The organism is Chryseobacterium luquanense, from assembly GCF_026460945.1.
Taxonomy (GTDB): domain Bacteria; phylum Bacteroidota; class Bacteroidia; order Flavobacteriales; family Weeksellaceae; genus Chryseobacterium; species Chryseobacterium luquanense.
The window spans coordinates 300,872-321,335 of sequence record NZ_JAOVZV010000015.1; the positions used below are offsets into that span (position 1 = coordinate 300,872).

Here is a 20,464-nt window from a genome sequence, read left to right on the forward strand (position 1 = left end):
AGAAATTTACAAAATCAAATATATATTTATGAGAGAAGCTTACTTCATTGACGAAAATTTTGAAAATATAGATTTCACTCAACAATCTTTAGAAGTTGGCGAATACGAAAATTGTACTTTCCGAAATTGTAATTTTGAATATGTAAATCTCTCCGAAATTAAATTTACCGACTCTGAGTTCTTCGAATGTAATTTAAGCATGACAAAACTTGCTGGAACGGCTTTCAGAGATGTTATATTTAAAGAATGTAAAATGTTTGGAATGCAATTCAATGATTGCAATGAGTTCGGAATGTCTTTTAAATTTGATGGTTGTGCTTTAAATAATTCTGTTTTTTATAAGTCAACTATTAGAAAAACAGTTTTCAAAAATTCGAAACTAATTGAAGTTGATTTTTCTGAGTCTGATATTTCCAATTCTGTCATTTCAAACTGTGATTTAAGCGGAGCAATTTTCGACAGAACCAATTTAGAAAAAGCAGATTTAAGAACTTCTTTCAATTATACAATCAATCCTTCCTCAAATAAACTTAAGAAGACCAAATTTTCACTTTCTGAAATTCATGGGCTCTTACGTCAACTTGATATAGAAATCGATAAGAATAGCTAATTTATTAGCTTATAGATTATAAACAAAATTAAAGCCATCAAATCTGATGGCTTTATATATAAATCAATTATTTAAGACTAAAAATTAGTAGTTGCTAAATTATTGTAGTTATCTCCGTTTTCGTTGATTACTCTTTTTGCGAATCTGAATTTAGGTCCCCAATAAGAATCATTCAGTGAAGAAATCATAACACCCTTTGATGTTGCCGCATGAATAAATTTCACTTCACCTTCTTCTGTTACATCTTCTACAATTCCTACGTGAGAAATTCTTCTACCGTGAGAAAAGAAAATTAGGTCACCTTTCTGAAGATTTTCTTTATCGATTGCTTCTCCTTCTTGAGATTGAGAAGCTGCAACTCTTGGCAACGTAAGTCCTGCTGCTGCACCGAAAACTGATAATACAAATGCTGAACAATCGATTCCGTTTCTTGTAGTTCCTCCATATCTGTAAGGAGTTCCGATATAAGTAGAAGCTTCTGCTAAAATATTGTCGATTGTCTTGTTATGCTTGATCGCTTTTGCGATTTCAGAATTTTTTATAGAATTCTTGGCGTTAGATAGCGCAACTGCTTTTTCAGAGATAAAAGAATTGATTAATGTCTTCTTATCTTTCTCTAACTGAGTGTCTAAAGCAGTAAGTTTGGCATCTGTTTTGTACTCTTTATTGTAAGTTGCCGGTTTTGAAACGACGTAATTTGTTACGCATGATTGAAGTGATATTGTAGAAACGAAAGCAACTAAATAAAACAAAACTCTTTTCTTCATAAATTTTCTATTGTCCGTGTTAAAAAGGTATATTTTTCTCTAAAGCCTTACAAAAGTAGAGATATCTGCCAAGACGGCATCAATATGATTATTGTCATGTTCTTGTTTTAACACATTTTAACATCCTTTTTTAATATGTTAAAGAAATAACTGCGTTGAGGGGCCTATTTTCTATGACATCTAATTTTTTTCATTAAGATTTTTTAACATAATTATTATAGATGCTTACTATTAATAGAAATTTTATTTTTTTAAATAATTATAATAATCTCAAATACTGTTAAATAAAATGGAGATTAAAAGCTAAATAATGCTTTTATCCCTATTATTTCCGAGTAATATATCTGTTAAGATAATATATGTTCGAAGCTTCTTAACGCTCTTGAATTTATTTATATCTCATGTCTCAATAATAAAATTAATTTTAAGCAAAAAAAATTCCCCGCATTAACGGGGAACCTTCACTAATATGGAACTTTACAGATGTTATCTTGTAAATAACATTTCTCTATATTTCGTCATTGGCCAAAGCTCGTCATCAACCATCATTTCAAGATCGTCAGATGCTTCTCTGATCGGATCAAATAACGGAATAACGCTTGTGCAGTATAGTTCTGCCTGCTTTTGGCTTTCAGACGTTGCTTTTGCAGCTTCTCTCGCTTTCATAAGATCTTCAACACCTAATTTAATTTTAGAAATGTTTCCTGAAATCTGAGTAATTAAGCTCATCTGCTCTTTAGCAAGAGTTTTGAATTCTTTATCATCAAAAATTTCTTTAAGACCTCTTACGTTTTCAATCAGTCTGTTCTGATAATTTAAAGCCGAAGGAATAATGTGGTTTCTTGCGATGTCACTCAATACTCTTGCTTCGATATCAATAACTGTTGAATATTTTTCTAATTTAATTTCGTTTCTCGCCTCAACTTCTCTATGATTGAAGATTCCGATTTCCTCATATAGATCAAGGAATTTCTGGTTCATTTCCTGCTTTAAAGCTTCAGGAGTAGTTTTCCAGTTGTTTAAGCCTCTTTTTTCAGCTTCTAAAGCCCAATCATCAGAATATCCGTCACCTTCAAACATAATGTTTTTACACTGCTTGATGTATTCTCTTAATACATTAAAGATTGCTTCGTCTTTTTTAAGACCTGTTTCAATTAAAGCGTCCACTTCTACTTTGAAATCGCTTAATTGTTTTGCCGCAATCGTGTTCATTACGGTCATAGATTCTGCACAGTTTGCAGAAGAACCTACCGCTCTGATCTCGAATTTATTTCCGGTAAATGCAAATGGAGATGTTCTGTTTCTGTCAGTATTATCCAACAAAATTTCAGGAATTTTTCCAACTACATTTAATTTTAAGTCAGTTTTTTCGTCTGGTGAAAGTTTCCCTTCCGTTACTTTTTCAAGCTCTTCCAAAACTCTGAACAACTGACTTCCAATAAATACTGAAATAATTGCCGGTGGAGCTTCGTTTGCACCCAATCTGTGATCGTTGCTTGCAGAAGCAATACTTGCTCTTAAAAGATCTGCATATTCGTGAACTGCCTTAATTGTATTCACGAAAAATGTTAAGAACTGTAAGTTTTTCTTTGGGTTTTTTCCCGGGCTTAAAAGGTTTTCGCCAGTATCAGTTGCCAAAGACCAGTTGTTGTGTTTCCCACTTCCGTTTACACCTGCGAAAGGTTTTTCGTGGAATAAAATATGGAAATGGTGTCTGTGAGCAATTCTTGCCATAACGTCCATCAACAGAGAGTTGTGGTCAACAGCAACGTTTACTTCTTCAAACATCGGAGCTAACTCAAATTGGTTTGGAGCTACTTCGTTGTGTCTTGTAGTAACCGGAATTCCCAATTTCATACATTCAACTTCCAGCTCTTTCATGAAGTTCATAACTCTTGTAGGAATTGAACCGAAATAATGGTCATCCAATTGCTGTCCTTTTGCAGGAGAATGTCCTAATAAAGTTTTACCTGTTAAAACTAAATCTGGACGAGACTGATACAATGCTGAATCAACCAGGAAATATTCTTGCTCCCAACCTAAAGTAGGAGTTACTTTCGTTACATTTTTGTCGAAATACTGCATAACATTCGTTGCAGCTTCGTCTACAGCGTGCAAAGCTCTCAATAAAGGTGCTTTGTAATCTAAAGTTTCTCCTGTGTAAGAAATAAAGATAGAAGGAATACACAAAGTAGTTCCCATAATAAATGCCGGAGATGTAGGATCCCAAGCCGTATAACCTCTTGCTTCAAACGTGTTTCTGATTCCACCATTCGGGAAAGAAGATGCATCAGGCTCTTGCTGAATCAATAAGTTTCCGCTGAATCTTTCGATTGCTCTACCACCTTCTATAGGAGTGAAGAATGAATCGTGCTTTTCTGCAGTGCTTCCAGTCAATGGCTGAAACCAGTGCGTGTAATGGGTAACCCCTTTGCTCATTGCCCAGTCTTTCATAGCAACAGCTACCTGATCTGCAATTAGTCTCTGGATTTTACTTCCTTTTTTAATAGCATCCATAATAGATTGGAATGCTTCTTTTGTTAAGTATTCTCTCATTGTGTTTTCAGAGAATACATTTTCACAAAATAATTCTGATAATTTAGCAGGAATTTCTACTGAATTATCTTTTCTAAAGTCCTTGAATGGTAAAGTTTCTAAAGCTTTAAATCTTAAAGTTGACATATAGTGTTGAATTTTTATGGCGCAAATTTACAAAAAAAATGAATTGAAAATAAAATACCCCTAATTTTTTTAGACTATTTAATTATTTGTTTTGGTTTTAATTTCAATTGACCCCTGTTCTAATATGGGGTGTTTTTAAAATGGAATTAATTTTCCGTTTAAATAAGATTAATATGGGTGCAGATAAACATTTTTTCTGTTAAAATAGGATTTAAAATTAAGTTTAAATCATTTTGAGAGTAATGATTTCCTGAATTCATTTTAAAAAACAAACTTATGATGCTCAAGAATCCTTATTTTTGAATAAATCAAAACCCGATGATAAAAAAAATCACATTCATTATTTCCTGCCTGTTCTTGCAAATGCTATTTTCTCAAAAATCAGATCCGATATATTATGATAAAGATTGGGAAGTTACTACAAAGGCAAATGCTTCTTATTATCGACTCATGCCTTTGAAACAAATCGGCGAGTTGGCTTTGCTTCACGATTTTTATATCAACGGAACTCAGCAGTTTGAAGGCTACACTTTGAAGGCTAATGAAAATGCATACGTTGGTGATATTATTTGGTACGACGAAAGTGGAAATGATGAAAATTTTAAACAATATCGCAATGATACAAAGAACCTTACCTTATTATATTATCACAGCAATGGCAAAATCCGGAAAAAAGTTCAGTATAAAAACGGAGTAAAAGATGGTGAAGCCATAATTTACGCAACCGATGGAATGGTTTTAATGAAAGGGATTTATGCAAAAGGCAAACCTGAAAGCGGAAGTTTTGAAAGAGTAAGACAAAGTGATGACTACGATTATAATTCAACTAGTGAAGAAGGTACAGACGGTAAAATTCTGGAGACGGCTGAAGGGGTAATGGTTTCGCCTCCGCCTCCAGTAGATGTTCAGACAACAACTGTTGAACCTCAAACGGTAGAAATGGCAGTCTATGAAGGTGAAAATCTTTTGAAAAGCAAGAAAAACAGAAAAACCGTTTCAGAAAAAATATTTTGGGTCAACTCAAAGCAATTGGCTCAGGAAACGGTTTATGAAATCGGCGCGTATGATTTTAAACCTACTGCTAGAAAAAATTACTATAAAACCGGGAAATTGGTTCAGTCTTTAAATGAAACTCAGTTCAAACAATATGGAAATGACATTGAAAACGGCGCTGAATATCAATATTATCTTCAAAATAACTTTGCGACCGGTATTAAGTCTGTTTCAGATTTTAGTAAAGGTGAAAAGTCAGGGAAAGAGATCGTTTATTTTCCAGATGGAAATGTTTCTTTCGAAACCAATTATAAAAATGGCTTAAAAGATGGTGAGGAAACTGTTTTTAATGAAAATAAAACGGTGAAAAGTAAGCGGGTTTATAAAGAAGGGAAATCTTTTAATGGAAATTTTGACGAAAGGGTAGGCGGTATGTACGTCAGCCAAAATTATACAGATGGTGTAAAAGAAGGTGAGGCAATTGCTTTAGATGAAGAAAAGCAAATAGTTGCAAAAGGAATTTACAAAAACGGAAAACCTTTTAACGGAACTTTTATTGAAGGTAATGAAGATAGTTCTGATAATTATGAGTTGATCAATGTTGAAAACTTCAAAAAAACCGGCTTACAAAAAGTTTTCGGCTACAGATTGGAGAATTTAATTAAAACGTATACGATCAAAGATAATAAACTGAACGGAATGACTACTTTCTATAATGACAGTAAAATAGTGGGAACTTTAGAGTATAAAAATGGCGAACCGTACAACGGAAACCTGGTTGAAAGTGAGAAAACTTCGGTTTTCAAAAACGGAAAAATTACAGAAGAGACGTATTTTGAAGATACTTATAATAAGGATAACATTCGGAAGCAAAAACTGTATGAAAATGGAATTCTCGTAAAGGTTAAAGATTTTTCTTTTGATATTTCAGAAAACCCCCAGGAACTTTATGAAGGTGTTTTTAAAAATGGAAAACCTTATTCCGGATACTTTGAAACTGAATATAACAGAGAATTTAAGCAAGTCAATTATTTTGAAAACGGAATTTTGAAATTTCAATATTCAAACGATTATCTGAAAAATATGGATAATTTCAGACATCAGTCTTATGATATTAAATCTACGTATAAAGACGGAAAAATATACGATGGCATAGAATATAAGCTAGATGAAAAACAATTTATCTCAAGATATTGGAAGAGTGGAGTTTTACAAAGTTTCGACTGGGATTTGTTTGCAGTGCATTATTTCAACAGACTTCATTTTGAACTGAAAAATAATACGATTGAAATCAGCGATATGCAGGCAAACAGAAAGGCTGAAATTAAAATTGACCCATCCAAAAACACGTTTAACAAACAGCTTTCTATCGGTGGAAAAGTAGTTGACGGTACCAAAAAAGATTATCTGGATTCAAAGTATAAAGAAAGCATTATTGTTTATTGCGAGAAAGACGGAAAAATTGTCTCAAGTACCGTAAATCCAATGGATGAATCGATGGAGCCGATGGAAGGAACGGAATTGTTCTACAAAGTTTATGCAATGGTGAACGAAACTTCAGGTCTTCAGGATAATTTCAATAGGTTGGCAGAGAAAATTTCAGGCGACAAATTCATTGAAGAAACCGACGAAAACCGTATCATCACGGGAATTCAGATGGATGCTGAAGGAAAACCCAAAGACGGAATTCTAATTACTCCCAAACAAAATAATACGTATACTGTACAATTCTATATGAATAGAAAACTGATGAAAACAGTAGAAAAAGTTACCGTAGAAAAAATCGAGACCGTAATTAAGAATATAGATGATTAATTACGGAAGCAATATGAATAAAACTTATTCCAAAATTCTTTCTCAATAGAAACGTAAATATTAATTTTAAGTCGTTTAAAAATTTAGTTTAAAATGTAATTGTTTGGTTTAAAGTTCTTTAAATCATTAAAATTATTTTCCGTAACTTAGCAGACTTTTTATAAAAAATTTAATATATGACAAATTCTAGAGCAAGAGAAACCACCGAGGCAATTGAAAGACTATACATTTCTATGAGACACCTGTTTTATAGAGGTTTTTTCAAGCCAAGCGGAGTTTCCGGAGAAAGCATTAGAAGTTTGTTGAAGACGATCAATCCCGAGATTTACGGTACCATGAGCGTTCCAAGCAAGTTGGAGCTTGATGGTTTGATGTATGTTTTAGACAGACTTCCGGAAGGAATAGAAGAATGTGCTTTCATTCATCTTACATCAGACGAAGGCTTTGATAAAGGGAGTTTTGAGCCGATCGTTCCTAAGAAAAGAAGGAGAAACTGTTACCGTATCGACGAACATCAGATGAATATCGAAGTTCTTTTGGGACGTTCAGAAATCTATGATATCCTTACCCACTTAACATTCTTATTTATAGAAGCCGATAAAATCCGTAATCTCGCATTTATTCAGGATGAAAACTGGAAGCCGACACGTGCTTTCAAAATCATTGAAGAAGTGGTAAAGGGCGAGAAAAAATTCAGCAGAAGAGAAAAAGAAGTCGCATTGATTCACCTTTCTTCTTTAATAGGAAGAACTTTTGATGAAACTTTAAATGCCTACAATACGTTTGGTGACGATGAAAATCCGGACAGATTATTCAAAATCATTTACCATTTAGGAAAAGTGAGTCTGGAAGATGCCAAACAAAGCCGTGAGCGTGAGATTTATTTCAGTGCTATTTTAAAAGAAAGAGTCGGTCACCACTATTTCGGAGAAAAGTGGGCTCACAAAGTGAAAGAAGTTTTATTTGAAAACGACCTTCACATGCGTCCGTTACACATTATTTCTGCGAATATGCATTCGGTGAAAAATATGTTGTACAGCAATGATGCTTTAAAGAAAAAAGATCCGAAAGATGTTGATTACAAACTCTACGGAGAAATTTCAGATAAAAAAGATCTTCGTGACAAAGTTTCAAAATACGCTTTGGAAGAAGGTTTAGTTTACATCAATGACAAAAGCGGAAGTAATATCGATGTTCAGATCATCGATTTAAGCAAAACCAATCTTAAAAACACGCCGTTCGGTCACTTGAAATACGATGGTGACGATGTGATCATGGTTTTCGATTATGCATTTGGCGAACAGGCTTTTGAGGTGATGGATGAATTACTGAGACCTTTCGAGCAAAAAGGAGAAGTATACATGATGAAAGTAAAATCTGTTTCCATCATGGGGAAAGCGGGAATTCTCGCTGGTGGAAAAGGTGATATTATGATTCCTACTTCCCATATTTTTGAAGGAACGGCAGATAATTATCCGTTTGAAAATGCTCTGAAGCTGGAAGATTTTAAAGATGATGAATTGCAGGCATTCGAAGGACCGATGATTACGGTTTTGGGAACGTCACTTCAGAACAGAGACATTCTTTCTTATTTTATGAACACTTCATGGAAGGCCATCGGACTTGAAATGGAAGGTGCACATTACCAGAAAGCGATTCAGGTAGCATCTAAAATCAGACATCATATCGCACCGGACTTATTTGTAAGTTACGCTTACTACGCTTCAGATAATCCTTTGGAAACTGGAGCTACGCTTTCATCAGGTGGATTAGGACTGACCGGTGTAAAACCTACGTATCTGATTACTTTAAGAATCCTGGAAAAGATTTTACAAAGCGGAAAGAAAGAGATTTCTTCTAAAAAATAAATCTGATTATACAGAATACATTTAATCCTTCAAGGTTTGTAAACTTTGAAGGATTTTTTTTAGGGTTTAATTGTTACCAACCTTGTCAAGGTTACTTAGAAAATGATATAGTTTCATTTGTGAATTCGAGGCGTGACGTTTTTTGGTTATTTAAAAAAGAATCTGTGAAAATCCGTGTAATCTTTGGGAAACTCAAAAAAATATTATCTTTAAGATATTTAAATGTAAAAGAAATGAGTACACCCTCACAGTTAGCCAAAAGATTTCGTGAAGTTTTATTGGATGGAAAATGGATTGCCAACACCAATTTTAAAGATCAGCTTTCAGATGTAACATGGCAACATGCAAACACGAAAATTGCCAATCTCAATACCATTGCTATGCTCACATTTCACATCGATTATTATATTGCCGGAATTCTCAATGTTTTCGAAGGTGGAAATTTGGAAATCAGAGATCAGTTCAGCTTTGATCTTCCACCGATTGAATCTCAGCAGCAATGGGAAGCGCTCTTAAATAAATTATGGAACGATTCTGAAAAGTTCGCAAATTTATTAGAACAGTTGCCAGATTCTAAATTGGATGAAGTCTTTGTCGATGAAAAATATGGAACGTATTTAAGAAATATTGACGGAATGATTGAACATGCTTATTATCATTTGGGACAAATTGTTTTAATTAAAAAAATAATGAATTAAACATTAATGACGCTAATCTCTTTTATGTAGATAACACAAATTGGCAGTGTTAATTTGTGCTTTCATGAGTAAAATTTTTATTTAAATATTCTGCGAAAATCTTCAAAGAAATAATTTAACAATCAAAATTCATCTAAACCTCAACAAAACTCCATTTTTGAGGCTTTTTTAAAAATTTCTTACCTTTAGACAAATAAAATTTATCAATGAAAAAATCGTTAATCATCCTTTGTGTGTTTGTAATTTCGCAGTTTCAGGCTCAGCAAAAAGCCTATTATCAGCAGGCTGCACAATATAAAATGGATATCGACGTCAATGCAGAAGAATTTACTTATCAGGGAACTCAAACTTTAAAATACCAAAATAATTCGCCTGACGAACTCGATGTTGTGTACTTTCATTTATACTGGAATGCATTTAAACCCAATTCTATGATGGATCAAAGAGTAGCAAGTCAGGGAAAAAACGGTGATTCCAGATTACAGAAAGACGGAATTTCCAGATTGGCAGCAATTCCTAAAAACGAAGAAGGTGCGCAAAACATTCATTGGATTAAGCAAAACGGAAAGAATTTAAAGTTTGAAATTCAGGAAACCGTGATGAAAGTATATTTAGATAAGCCGGTTAAAGCTCGTTCAAAAACAACTTTTACCATGGAATGGGATGCTGTAATTCCGCAACAAATCAGAAGAGCGGGAAGAGATAACCGTGAAGGTATTGATATGACAATGACACAATGGTTTCCTAAAATCGCAGAATATGATTATGATGGATGGGCAACTTTCGATTATGTGGGAAGAGAATTTCATGCACCTTTTGCAGACTTTGATGTAACGATTAAAATCAATAAAGATTATATTGTCGGAGCAGGAGGAACACTTTTAAATCCTACAGAAGTAAAAGGATATGATTCTTCAGCGCAGATTAAAACCGACCAAAATAAAGCAATCTGGAAATGGAAAGCTAAAAACATGCTCGATTTTGCCTGGGCTGCAGACCGAGATTATTCGGTAGAAAGTTTTGAGGTTCCGCAAGGTCCGAAAGTATATTTCGTCTATCAGAAAAACGATAAAACAAAAGCATGGGGCGAAGCAAAACCTTATGTAACAAAATATTTCCAAATCATGAATTCTAAATTCGGGAAATATGCTTATCCTTCTTACGCATTCATCCAAGGTGGAGATGGCGGAATGGAATACGGAATGTGTACCATGATTTTGGGTGAAGCAAAAAATATTGAAGATTTAATGGGATTGATGGCTCACGAAGGTTCGCACTCTTGGTATCAGCAAATGTTGGCAACCAACGAACCGACAAGACCGTGGATGGATGAAGGTTTTACAAGTTATGCTGAAAGTTACGTGATGTATCAGTTGTTTCCACCAAAAGATAACAGACCGAATGCTTTCGTTGAAAAAGTAGATGCTTATAGAAAGTTTATCAAAAAAGGAATTGAGGAGCCTGCAGTTTGGTTGGGCGATCATCATGATAACGGGACAGCATATTCTTATGCGAGTTATGTGAAAGGAGAATTATACTTGGTACAGTTAGGTTACATTGTTGGAGAAGAAAATTTATCTAAAATTATGACCGAGTATTTCAAAGAATGGAGCATGAAACATCCTACCGACAGAGATTTCTTACACATCGCACAGAAAATTTCTGGCATGGATTTGAAATGGTTCTATCATTATTGGATCAACACCACAAAAACCATCGATTATGGAATTAAAGATGTGCAGTATGGTGCTCAGTCAACAACGATAACTTTAATTAATAATAGTCAGGTTCCTATGCCTATTGACTTTTCTGTAATTACTTCAGATAAAAAAATAGTGAATTATCAGATTCCGTTAAATATGACGCATGCCTGGAAAACCAAAGATGCTTTCGGAGAATTTACTACTTTGAAATATTGGCCATGGACGCAAAAAGAATATACGTTTACCATACCTTATAACAAATCTCAACTGAGCGTTTTAGGAATAGATCCTAGTCAAAGATTAGCTGATGTAAATCCTGAAGATAATTTTGTTGAAGTGAAGTAATTTAATAATGGTGTTGAAACACCGTCACTTCGAGTAGATTTTTGAAAAAAATCGTATCGAGAAGTAATAATAAATAAAATGCCCGAAGAAACTCTTCGGGCATTTTGTTTATATATTCTTTAGTTGTTCTATTTCATTTCTCAGCCGTTGGTTTTCTTCTTTTAGGAAAGTAATTTGATCTAAAAGACTTTCTGTAAGCTTATCAGAACCATTGTAGTTATTGGTTTGATTTTGAATCATATTATTACTTGAGTTTTCATTCGATGTGTTTTCCTTATTTATTTGTGTGTAACCTTCTTCCGGTTTTAGAATATCATCCAATTCCACATTAAGCGAAGTGCAGATATTTTCAATATGATTAATCCATGAGTTGGTTTCTCCGTTTTCTATTCTTTGATAAGTAGAGCGTGAGATGTGGAGCTTTTCTGCAAGCTCTTCCTGAGAAAAACCTCGTTCTTCTCTGTATGATCTTATTCTTTTGCCTATGCTTGTATTCATGGATAACCTTTTTTGAGTAGAGCAAATATAATTTTTTTTTCTAAAAAAATCGTGCATCAAAAATAGGGCATTGCAGTTTGAATTATTTATCACATATTTGTGGAGTTACAAAATATTTATATTTTTAACCCTTTAAAAACAAATGATCTATGAAGAAAAATTTATTTCTCAGGCTCTGCCTGATTCTTGTGGTCGCCGTTACTGCTTACTCCTGCAGAACAGACCAATTTCCCGAACAGGAAAATTTTAACAACAGCGCTAAATTCCAGCTTACCTCGAAGAGGATTTCTTTAAATGATGCGAAGCACAAAGCCAAACTTTTACTCGAACTGCAAAAAGCGGAAAAAGAAGTAGAGAAACAAAAGTTGAATATTCAGGGAAAACTCGTAAATATAGGAAACGGAATCAATATTGATACTGATAACGTGATCTATATGGAAAACGGTCCCGATTTTCATACCTATACATTTAGCGTTATTCGTGACAATACTCCTATCAATGCTCCAATAGAAAATCTTCTTTTAACTCCAAATCCGGATGGAAGTTACCGGGTGTTTCATATTGTTTTGAATCTCACAGAAGCAGATAAAGGCAAAATTGCCAACAGAGAATATGTAAATTATAAAAATAAAGAGCAGATAACAGAATTGGCTGGTGTCAATCTTTCTTCACTCAGCCAAAAACAGCTTTGTATTCCGCATTACTATTCCTATCCTGTAAAATGTAAAGATAATCTTCATGAACCGGGAGAACCATGTGCTTATGCTGGTGAATTTGGGGCCGCTTATTGGGGAAGCATTGTTCTGTATGATTGCTTTGGAGAAGAACCTGCTACGATTATGCCTACACCAACTCCTATTAATGGAGGCGGAGGAGGCGGAGGTGAATGCCCAGATTGTCCGGATAATAATACCCCTGTACAATGTGTACAAGCACCTACAGATCCTACACAAGTGGGAATTGTAGACCCGAATGGCTGTATTATTGGGATGCCTACAGATCCGAATTTGCCAAATTTGGGTGAAAATCCTTGTGAAAAAGCACAATTACCTGTAAGTAATGCAAATACTCTTTTAAATGAACCAACTATTTCTGCAGAAGTCTCCTCATTAGAAAATCATGCTGCTAATAGTTTCACAGAGTATGGAATGGCAATTATTAATACTGGAACGACAACAATCGCACAAGATCCTTACACTAATAATGACCCAAATGACCCTGGAGCAATAAGTATCAGTATTCCTTCAGTTGGAGATTTTTTAGCTAATGCACATAGTCATCCTGATCATGGTGCAGCCCCACCGTCTCCTAAAGATTTTTATAATGCTCTTGAAAACTCAAAAAACTATCCTACTTTTATGGCAGAATATGTATTCGCACATAATGGTACTAAATATGCTTTCGTTGTAAATGACAAAGCAAAAGCAGAAGCTTTTTTGGCAGCTTACCCTCTCTCAAGTACTACAATAACTGTGGACGGCAAAAGAGTGTTTAGTAAAAATTCTCAAGTGGGAAAAGACTTTATTGAGATATTAGAACATTATACAGAAGGGAGGCTACCAAATTACTCAGGAGTAGACCAAAATGATGGTTTAGAGTCTGCATATGCGATGATTTTACAAAAGTATGATGCTGGAGTAAGTTTGGCAAAAACGGATGCTAACGGAACTCTTAGACCGCTTCGCTTAGTGTCTTTTAGGTATACCATTCCTGCATCAGGAGGCAAGAAAATTACCGGATATAAGGCTGAACCATGCCTATAACTAATTTAATATATTTACACTTATGAAAACAAAACTTATTATACTCTTAGGATTTTTTTATTTCACTTCTTGCATGGCACAAATCCCAGATGAACCAATGACAATTGCAGAGTATCCTACATTTTACACCCAAACCGTCAATAAACTTAATAATATAATTCCTAATAAAGCCAATTATTATGGACAGCCACTTTCGGTTTTTTTACAGGCTTTAAGTCAAAATAATATTATTGTTAAAAAATATGAACCTGGTCCTTTTAACGGTGCTAAATTATTAAAATTAAGTTTTTTTTGGAATATGGATGTTCGAAAGTGGGCTATGGATGGTAATTATGCTGAACCTCAAATAAATATCTATTTTCAACAGCCTTTTAATTACCAACAAGCCATGACAATGATGAGTACCAACGGTTATCACTCTTATTGGAACCCCCAAGCAGAAAACTTTTTCAAAGACTTGGTTATAGAAAAAATAGAATTCTGGTATGTAAGAGGATTGACAGATAATAGTGCGAATCCTAAGTAATGAAAGTTTTTTCAATTCTTTTAATATTTAGTTTATTGACAAGTTGTACAATAAAGCAAAAACAATTAGATTATTATCTATCAACAGGAATTGAGAATATAAAAATATTTCCTGCCAATAAAGAAGATTCTTTAAAGATCAATTCTATGAATATTACTGCGAATAAATCTTATGAGGAATGTAGAAAATTACAAAATCAATCGTGTATTGATGATAGAGGTAATATGATTTTATATGCAATATTTCTTGAAGGTATTAGTAATTTTAGAATGGTTTTATTTAACAATTTTAAACTACCTAAAAATGCTTTAGAGGGAGAAAATCGTATCAGAATAACAGTAGGAATTAATAATACTATTGAAAACATAGAAATATTAAAATACACTGATGAAAATACATTAAAAGCTATTCAAGATGTTTTTAAAATAAAAGAACTTAATACTTGGAAATCTGCAAGGATTTACAATATTCCTGTGAAAGAACAATTTGAGATCAGTGTTTTTGTGATTCATAAATATTGATTTGATAGTTATAATTAAAAAATATGAGAAAATTACTTTTCTTTATTGTAATTCTTACTTCACTGACAAGTTGTAATGTCAGAAAAAAAGGACTTGTGCATTATCTGTCAACGTTAGAAAATGTGGAATTTATAGCTTCTAAAGAAGATTCCATAAAAATAGATAGTGTAAAACTAGTTTTAAAGAAAACTCAGGAAAGAATAGATGGAGAAAAAGGTGACGGATGGATATGTTTTGACTCAGAAAATCATGCAGAATTTAGAGGAGGAGTCACATTATTCAGAGAATTAATCTATAAAAAATTCAAAGTTTCTACAGATTCGAAAGAAGGAGAAAATCTTATCAGAATCACAATTGGTAAATATAATAATCTTGAAAATGTAGAAATTTTAAGGTATTCTGACGAAAACAGTAAAAAACAAATAAAAGATATTTTCAAACTTAAAGAATTGAATAATTGGTCATCTGCAAGATTATATCAGGTGCCAGTGAAACAACAATTTGAAATTAGCATTTTTGTTGAGAAAAGATAATTTTCTACTATACAACTAAAGAAACCGCAGAAATTTCTGCGGGTTTTTAGTTTACTCTAATGCTTATTCCCAAATCCTCTAAAGGGTTATACCAAAAGCTCCCGTCGATTTACACAAATCCACGGGAGCTTTTAGAAAAAGCAGGCTTGCTTTTCAAAAATGCACGCCTGCTTTTTAAAATTGCTTACTTAGCTTTTTCAAACTTCATCACGGCAAGCATTTCTTTAAGGTCAATTCCCGGTCGGAAAGCAATTTTTGCTGATTTAATCATCGAAGAATTAAACTTATCGGCGGTTTCTGCTCCTTCGCTGCTTAGTGTTAGACTAAAAGATCCGAAATCTCCGAACCTTACAATTCTGCCTTCCGATAAATGCTTAGAAAGTACTTTGGTTAAATCATTCAAAACTGCAAGAACGTCGGTGTCGCTTACTGTTGTAGAACCACCTGCAATCTCTTTACTGAGACTGCGGAATGTAACTTCTCCTGAAGATTTGGCATTAGCGTAGAATTTTTTTGGAGCTGATTGATCTGAAGGGTTACCCTTTTCACTTAGTGAATACTGTACTGGCATATCATTGTGTTTTTAATTGTTGATAATGTCAAATATACTGTTTAAAATAATATAATGTAAATTATTTTCATTTTTTATGGTGTAATATTGTGATAAGTGCATTTTATTAAAGGTGCTGCTAATTTTCAGGTACAATTTTATTTCATTAATACTTAAAGATTTATGGGATTAGAGTAATTGTATATCTGGAAAATGAATATCTTGCTCTCTATAATGAAATTAAAAAAGCTTTAATATAAGAATCATGACAAAAAAAGAGCTTTTAAAATTAATCTACGAAGAAATAGATTTTAAGGAAGGAGAACTTAAAGATGATGAAATTGCCTGGAAAAATATTTTAGGCGCGGAACACATTGTTTCTGAGAACAATATTGCTTCTCAAAACGGTATGTTTGCTTGGTATGAAGATAATGATGTAGGCTTTGATATCCTAAAATTGAAAATCAACAGCAACTTCCTTCTCGAATGGAAAGTTCCTGTCAATTCTATGGGGTTTTCTTATGGCGGCTGCCGGTTTATTGAGTTTTGTGAGAATTTTTTAATCGTCATGTATGCAGATAAGCATCGTGATCAATTAGTGGTAATTAATACTGGAACCCTTGAAATTGAAAATTTGGGAGTACTCAGCCGAAATCCTTCAGTTGATTTAAGTGAAAATGTTTTAAGCGTAAAAGAAAAAAACGAAGAAAATTCCGGGTTTAAAGTGAGGTTTCATAATGGGATTTTTACAAAAGAAATTTTGGAATAATCTTTCTCATCAATCAAGACAAATATAGAAAATCCCGATTATTCCCATGTTTAGTGACAAATTCTGTAACATTTTAAGCATTATCTTTACTAATGATTAAAAAGTAAACTATGTTTAAACGATTTTTAAAGCTGGAGTGGAAAAGTTTTTTTCGAGGATCTTCGGTAGGTATCAATCTTGCGATGAAGATTTTCAGAATCATCGGGATCTGTTTCTTTATTATGTGGCTCGCAATGATGTCTTTTATTGCCTATTTTTATGTGCAGGAAGAAATGGCGCAGGATCCGCTGAAAATTATTTCGCGTTTTATGATTATGGGCTGGTTGGTAGATTTGGTTTTCAAATATATGCTTCAGCAGATTCCTACGCAGAATATCAAACCTTTCCTTACTTTAAATATTCCTAAAAAAGTTGTCGTTAATTATACTTTAATTAAAACATTTCTTACACCGCTGAGTTGGTTTAATTCAATATTTTTGATAACATTTTGCGGAATTTTGGCATTCAACGGATATGGTTTTCTAGGCATATTTGCATGGTTTATCGGAATGTCGTCTCTGTTTTATCTGAATAATTTCCTCAATCTTTTATTTAACGATAAAGAAAACATTGCCATCGGAGTAGGAATTCTTATTGCTGGTTTTGCAGCATTGAATTATTATGAGATTGTTCCTGTTTTGTCTTATTCAGAAAGTATTTTTTACAGCTTTTATGATAAACCTTACCTTGCGATAATTCCCGTTCTCTTATTTGCAGCACTTTGGAAAATCACTTTCAATTATATCCGAAAAAGCTTTTATCTGGATGAAGGTCTTGAAGCTAAAAAAGAAATCGGAAAAACCGAAAACATAGCTTTCCTTAATAAATACGGTGCGATTGGAACTTTTATCAACAATGATATTAAGATGCTGAAGCGAAATAAAGTTACAAAAGGCGTATTGATAGGTAGTTTTATGTTCCTGTTTTATGGTCTTTTGATGTTTGCCAATGATATATACAGTGGCCCTGCATGGATGATGTTTATGGGACTCTTCGTGACAGGCGGTTTTCAGTTTACTTTCGGACAGAGAGTTCCTGCTTTTGACAGTGCTTATTATCCTTTGATGATGACGCAAAATGTTCCCTACAAAGAATATCTAAAAGCAAAATGGTGGTTGATGAATATTGTTACCGCAATTTCAATTGTTATCGCCTTATTTTATGCCTATTTTGGATGGGATATTTATTTCGCCTTTTTCGCTGCGGGATTATATAATATCGGGGTAAATTCTCAATTTACATTATTGTCGGGAGCTTATAATAAAAACTTGATTGATCTTAATTCAAAAGAGAAAAGAGTCGGACAAAAAAATACATTTACTTTCAAAGCTCTAATATTAATGATTCCTAAAATGCTGTTACCAATGGCGGTTTATTACGCAATGAATCATTTCTACGGAATTTCGGCAGCTGTAATTTCTGTAGGAATTATGGGGCTTATCGGTTTTCTTTTCCGTGAAAAAATCTTCGATATTATTATTAAAAAATATAAAACTGAGAAATACAGTACGCTTGAAGCTTTCAAAAAAGATTAGAAACCAAATATGTCTTTGCTGAGTGTAACGCCTTTGCGACCGAAAAATATTCATTATTAAATGGAAAAATCTTTGCGAACATTGCGCTAAAACAATACAAAATTAAAAAATCAAAACAATGATCACAATACAAAATTTAAAGAAAACATACGGTACAGCAACCGTTCTTAATATAGAAAATTTAGAAATTACCAAAGGCGAAACGTTCGGTTTGGTTGGTAACAACGGAGCCGGAAAGACTACACTTTTTAGCTTAATGCTTGATTTAATTCAGCCGACAACAGGTTTTGTAAGCGTTGAAGGAATTAAAGTTAACGAATCTGAAGCATGGAAAAACAAAGTTTCAGCATTTATCGACGAAACTTTTTTAATTGGATATTTAACTCCTGAAGAATATTTCTATTTCATCGGCGAATTGAGAGGTCAGAATAAAGCTTCGGTAGACGAATTCTTGAAACAATTCCATGATTTGTTTAACGGAGAAATCATTAATGCCGGAAAATACGTACGTGATCTTTCTAAAGGAAATCAGAAAAAAGTCGGAATCATCGGTGCCTTAATTGGTAAGCCTGATATCATTATTTTAGATGAACCATTTGCGAATCTTGATCCTTCAACGCAAATTAAATTAAAAAACATGATCCGTGATTTTGCCAGAGAGAACGGAGTGACGTTTTTAATTTCAAGCCATGATTTGGCGCATACTACAGAAGTTTGTAATAGAATTGTTGTCGTAAACAAAGGAGTTGTTGTTCAGGATATTCAGACTACGCCAGAAACGTTACGTGATCTTGAAAAGTATTTCGAAGATCAGGTAAACGCAGGGAAACAGCAAGTGATTTCGGAAGAAACGTCAATTTAAAATGATTGATATTTTCTCAGAGCCACAAAGTGGCGGTATAGTATAGCATCGGGTATATCCCGATGTTTTTAATAATCGTAAATGAGTTTGATAATTCAAAAAAAATATAACATTCATTTTCAGTGGGTTGCATTAGTTTAAATAAAAAATTAAAATTTTCTGTAACCATTTTAAACTTTTACTGTCTTTACTATAGAAACAGAATAAACCATGAAGCTTTTGTTTAATAATAAAAAAGAAGATTTGCTGAGCCGCCTCAAAAGGCAGGATCCGGCTGCGCAGAAAATCTTTTATGATCAGAGTGTAAAAAAATTCCTGAGTGTAGCGAAAAGTTACGTCAGCGATTTGTATCAGGCGGAAGATTGCGTGATTAAAGCATTTTGTAAGATTTTTAAACATATTGAAAGCTTTCGTGGTGAAGGAAACTTCGAAGGTTGGGCGAGAAAAATTGTAGTCAACGAATGCCTCAATTTTATTAAAAGCTGCAAAACGGTTTTTTATCTTGACGACGTTCACGCTTCTGTTTTGGAAGATTTACAGGAAGAAATGATAGATTTTGATTTTAATGCACAGGAACTATTAGATCAGCTTCCGTATGCGTACAGAATGGTTTTCAACCTTTATGTGATTGAAGAATATTCGCATCAGGAAATTGCAGATACATTGAATATTTCTTTGGCAGTAAGCAAAACCCAACTCTTCAGAGCAAAAGAAAAATTGAGAAAGATTTACTTTCAACAACAAAAAAAACTGAAAAATGAACACGTCTAAAGATAATTTTGAATTCCAGATAAAAAAACAAATCGACGAAAGAGAAGTGGCTCCTTCAAGAGATTTGTGGGCAGAAATTCAAGCTCAAACCGAAAATACTCGTTCAAAAAAATTCAATATGAACTGGGTGTTATTGGCTGCTTGTCTTGTTTTAATATTTGGTTTGGGAGCAGTTCTATTTTTAAATAATGATTCTGAACCAAAACCACAAATGGCTGAAACTGAGGAAACACCTTCTTTGAAAGAAGAAAATACAATAACACAGCCAGAAACAACAAATGCTCAGAACATTATTGTTAAAGATGAGCAGGAAAGATTTACTCAAACTAAAAATTTACCTTCTGAAATACAAACTGAAAAAGAAGTTTCTCATAAAAATGAACTTCCTTTAATTAAAGAAAATCCTTCTGAAATCGCTTCTCAGATTATCATTCAGAATCAGCCTGCGAAAATCATGGCAAAATCAGATTCTGTAAAGGTTCAGAAGAAAAGAAGATATGTTGATCCTTCTACGCTGCTTTTTTCGGTAGAGCATAAAGATGTCATCGATAAATCTAAGGATGGAAGCAATGTTGCGACAATCGATCTGAATACTAAATAATTCAATTTAAAATAA

Annotated in this window: 18 protein-coding genes; 14 read left to right on the plus strand and 4 right to left on the minus strand. The window is 33.5% G+C overall.

The window, feature by feature from the left end; translation table 11 throughout:
• The first annotated feature begins 28 nt into the window (after window positions 1-28).
• Complete coding sequence (locus OEA66_RS14075; protein WP_267281970.1) at window positions 29-610, plus strand: pentapeptide repeat-containing protein; 582 nt, start codon at window positions 29-31, stop codon at window positions 608-610.
• Between the two features lie 77 nt (window positions 611-687).
• Here OEA66_RS14075 and OEA66_RS14080 read toward each other — a convergent pair whose 3' ends face one another.
• Complete coding sequence (locus OEA66_RS14080; protein WP_267281971.1) at window positions 688-1,377, minus strand: C40 family peptidase; 690 nt, start codon at window positions 1,375-1,377, stop codon at window positions 688-690.
• Between the two features lie 486 nt (window positions 1,378-1,863).
• The gene (locus tag OEA66_RS14085) at window positions 1,864-4,059 is read right to left on the minus strand and encodes a glutamine synthetase III family protein (RefSeq protein ID WP_267281972.1); all 2,196 of its coding nucleotides are present in this window, start codon (window positions 4,057-4,059) and stop codon (window positions 1,864-1,866) included.
• Between the two features lie 318 nt (window positions 4,060-4,377).
• On the opposite strand from OEA66_RS14085, the gene OEA66_RS14090 reads away from it, so the two are divergent.
• From OEA66_RS14090 to OEA66_RS14105, 4 genes are all read left to right on the plus strand, one after another.
• Window positions 4,378-6,867 carry a toxin-antitoxin system YwqK family antitoxin gene (locus OEA66_RS14090; RefSeq protein WP_267281973.1) on the plus strand — a complete coding sequence of 830 codons (2,490 nt, stop codon included), beginning with the start codon at window positions 4,378-4,380 and terminating at the stop codon, window positions 6,865-6,867.
• Window positions 6,868-7,043: 176 nt separating this feature from the next.
• Entirely contained in the window at window positions 7,044-8,735 is a 1,692-nt protein-coding gene (locus OEA66_RS14095) for a DUF6909 family protein (protein WP_267281974.1), read from the plus strand.
• A gap of 233 nt (window positions 8,736-8,968) precedes the next feature.
• A complete protein-coding gene (locus OEA66_RS14100; RefSeq protein ID WP_267281975.1) occupies window positions 8,969-9,433 on the plus strand; it encodes a DinB family protein in 465 nt (154 codons plus the stop codon).
• A 206-nt stretch (window positions 9,434-9,639) separates the two neighbouring features.
• Window positions 9,640-11,481, plus strand: coding sequence for a M1 family metallopeptidase (locus OEA66_RS14105; RefSeq protein ID WP_267281976.1), 1,842 nt, complete (start codon window positions 9,640-9,642; stop codon window positions 11,479-11,481).
• 108 nt (window positions 11,482-11,589) lie between these two features.
• Here OEA66_RS14105 and OEA66_RS14110 read toward each other — a convergent pair whose 3' ends face one another.
• Window positions 11,590-11,979 (minus strand): helix-turn-helix domain-containing protein, encoded by a 390-nt coding sequence (locus OEA66_RS14110; protein ID WP_267281977.1) that lies wholly within the window; start codon window positions 11,977-11,979, stop codon window positions 11,590-11,592.
• A gap of 149 nt (window positions 11,980-12,128) precedes the next feature.
• Between OEA66_RS14110 and OEA66_RS14115 the strand changes: the two genes are divergently transcribed.
• From OEA66_RS14115 to OEA66_RS14130, 4 genes are read left to right on the plus strand one after another with little or no spacing between them, the layout of a single operon-like run.
• Window positions 12,129-13,742, plus strand: a complete 1,614-nt coding sequence (locus OEA66_RS14115; protein ID WP_267281978.1) for a hypothetical protein — start codon at window positions 12,129-12,131, stop codon at window positions 13,740-13,742.
• Window positions 13,743-13,764: 22 nt separating this feature from the next.
• On the plus strand, window positions 13,765-14,268 hold the full coding sequence (locus tag OEA66_RS14120) for a hypothetical protein (protein WP_267281979.1): 504 nt from the start codon (window positions 13,765-13,767) through the stop codon (window positions 14,266-14,268).
• A complete protein-coding gene (locus OEA66_RS14125; RefSeq protein WP_267281980.1) occupies window positions 14,268-14,789 on the plus strand; it encodes an energy transducer TonB family protein in 522 nt (173 codons plus the stop codon). Before OEA66_RS14120 ends, OEA66_RS14125 begins: the two co-directional genes overlap by 1 nt.
• A gap of 23 nt (window positions 14,790-14,812) precedes the next feature.
• Complete coding sequence (locus OEA66_RS14130) at window positions 14,813-15,322, plus strand: lipoprotein (RefSeq protein WP_267281981.1); 510 nt, start codon at window positions 14,813-14,815, stop codon at window positions 15,320-15,322.
• Window positions 15,323-15,506: 184 nt separating this feature from the next.
• On the opposite strand, the gene OEA66_RS14135 is transcribed toward OEA66_RS14130, so the two are convergent.
• Complete coding sequence (locus OEA66_RS14135; protein ID WP_267281982.1) at window positions 15,507-15,893, minus strand: HU family DNA-binding protein; 387 nt, start codon at window positions 15,891-15,893, stop codon at window positions 15,507-15,509.
• Window positions 15,894-16,137: 244 nt separating this feature from the next.
• Between OEA66_RS14135 and OEA66_RS14140 the strand changes: the two genes are divergently transcribed.
• From OEA66_RS14140 to OEA66_RS14160, 5 genes are all read left to right on the plus strand, one after another.
• Complete coding sequence (locus tag OEA66_RS14140; RefSeq protein WP_267281983.1) at window positions 16,138-16,641, plus strand: hypothetical protein; 504 nt, start codon at window positions 16,138-16,140, stop codon at window positions 16,639-16,641.
• A gap of 110 nt (window positions 16,642-16,751) precedes the next feature.
• On the plus strand, window positions 16,752-18,215 hold the full coding sequence (locus OEA66_RS14145) for a DUF5687 family protein (RefSeq protein WP_267281984.1): 1,464 nt from the start codon (window positions 16,752-16,754) through the stop codon (window positions 18,213-18,215).
• 118 nt (window positions 18,216-18,333) lie between these two features.
• Entirely contained in the window at window positions 18,334-19,077 is a 744-nt protein-coding gene (locus OEA66_RS14150) for an ABC transporter ATP-binding protein (protein WP_267281985.1), read from the plus strand.
• A 210-nt stretch (window positions 19,078-19,287) separates the two neighbouring features.
• Complete coding sequence (locus tag OEA66_RS14155; protein WP_267281986.1) at window positions 19,288-19,848, plus strand: RNA polymerase sigma factor; 561 nt, start codon at window positions 19,288-19,290, stop codon at window positions 19,846-19,848.
• On the plus strand, window positions 19,835-20,449 hold the full coding sequence (locus OEA66_RS14160) for a hypothetical protein (protein ID WP_267281987.1): 615 nt from the start codon (window positions 19,835-19,837) through the stop codon (window positions 20,447-20,449). The genes OEA66_RS14155 and OEA66_RS14160 overlap by 14 nt, the downstream gene beginning before the upstream one ends.
• Window positions 20,450-20,464: the final 15 nt, after the last annotated feature.